This window comes from Acinetobacter sp. TY2, assembly GCF_046269225.1.
Taxonomy (GTDB): Bacteria; Pseudomonadota; Gammaproteobacteria; order Pseudomonadales; family Moraxellaceae; genus Acinetobacter.
On record NZ_JBJZOR010000063.1, the window covers coordinates 1 to 1444 of the forward strand.

A 1444-nucleotide genomic window follows, 5' to 3' on the forward strand; every position below is an offset into this window, starting at 1 on the left:
TTATTGATATAGATCCAATCAAGCCAGGTGGCCCGATCACAGGTGAAACAGAGCCAGGTGCAGAGGTTATTGTTAAATTCCCAGATGGTACAACTGTTACGACTGTTGCAGATTCGAAAGGGCATTGGGAAGTACCCCCAAATCCTGATTTAAAAGATGGTGATGTAGTCGAAGTAATTGCGAAAGATCCTGCAGGCAATGAAGGTACAGCACAAGAAGAAGTTGATGGCAAAGCACCAATCATTGATATTGATCCAATTGATTCAAAGGATCCAATCACAGGTGTGACTGAGCCAAATTTACACGTTGTTGTAACATTCCCAGATGGTACAACCGTTACGACTGTATCTGATGCACAAGGTCAATGGACTGTACCGAACCCAGGCACGCTAAAAGATGGTGATGAAGTTACTGCAACGGCGAAAGACAAAGCAGGTAATATTGGTACAACTAAAGAAGTTGTAGATATTTTTGTTGATCCGGGTGAGTCTGATTCTGACAGTGATTCAGACTCTGACAGTGACTCTGATTCTGACAGTGATTCAGACTCTGACAGCGACTCTGATTCTGACAGTGACTCTGATTCTGACAGTGACTCTGATTCTGACAGTGACTCTGATTCGGACAGTGACTCTGATTCGGACAGCGACTCTGATTCGGACAGCGACTCTGATTCGGACAGCGACTCTGATTCGGACAGTGACTCTGATTCTGACAGCGACTCTGATTCGGACAGCGACTCTGATTCGGACAGTGACTCTGATTCGGACAGCGACTCGGATTCTGACAGCGACTCTGATTCTGACAGCGACTCGGATTCTGACAGCGATTCTGATTCGGACAGTGACTCTGATTCAGACAGCGACTCGGATTCTGACAGCGACTCGGATTCTGACAGCGACTCGGATTCTGACAGCGACTCTGATTCTGACAGCGACTCTGATTCTGACAGCGACTCTGATTCTGACAGCGACTCTGATTCGGACAGCGACTCTGATTCTGACAGCGACTCTGATTCTGATAGTGACTCTGATTCGGACAGTGACTCTGATTCGGACAGTGACTCTGATTCGGACAGTGATTCTGATTCTGACAGCGACTCTGATTCTGACAGTGACTCTGATTCGGACAGTGACTCTGATTCTGATAGCGACTCTGATTCTGACAGTGACTCTGATTCTGACAGCGACTCTGATTCTGATAGTGACTCTGATTCGGACAGTGATTCTGATTCTGACAGCGACTCTGATTCGGACAGTGACTCTGATTCTGATAGCGACTCTGATTCAGACAGCGACTCTGATTCGGACAGCGACTCTGATTCGGACAGCGACTCTGATTCTGACAGCGACTCTGATTCTGACAGCGACTCTGATTCTGACAGCGACTCTGATTCTGATAGTGACTCTGATTCGGACAGTGATTCTGATTCTGACAGCGACTC

At 47.1% G+C, this 1444-nt stretch carries 1 protein-coding gene; it reads left to right on the forward strand.

Features of this window, described 5'->3' with window-relative positions; all coding sequences use genetic code 11:
• Positions 1 to 1444: Ig-like domain-containing protein (locus tag ACK1JC_RS16990; protein WP_409512973.1), on the forward strand; the 1444-nt coding region annotated here is incomplete at both ends.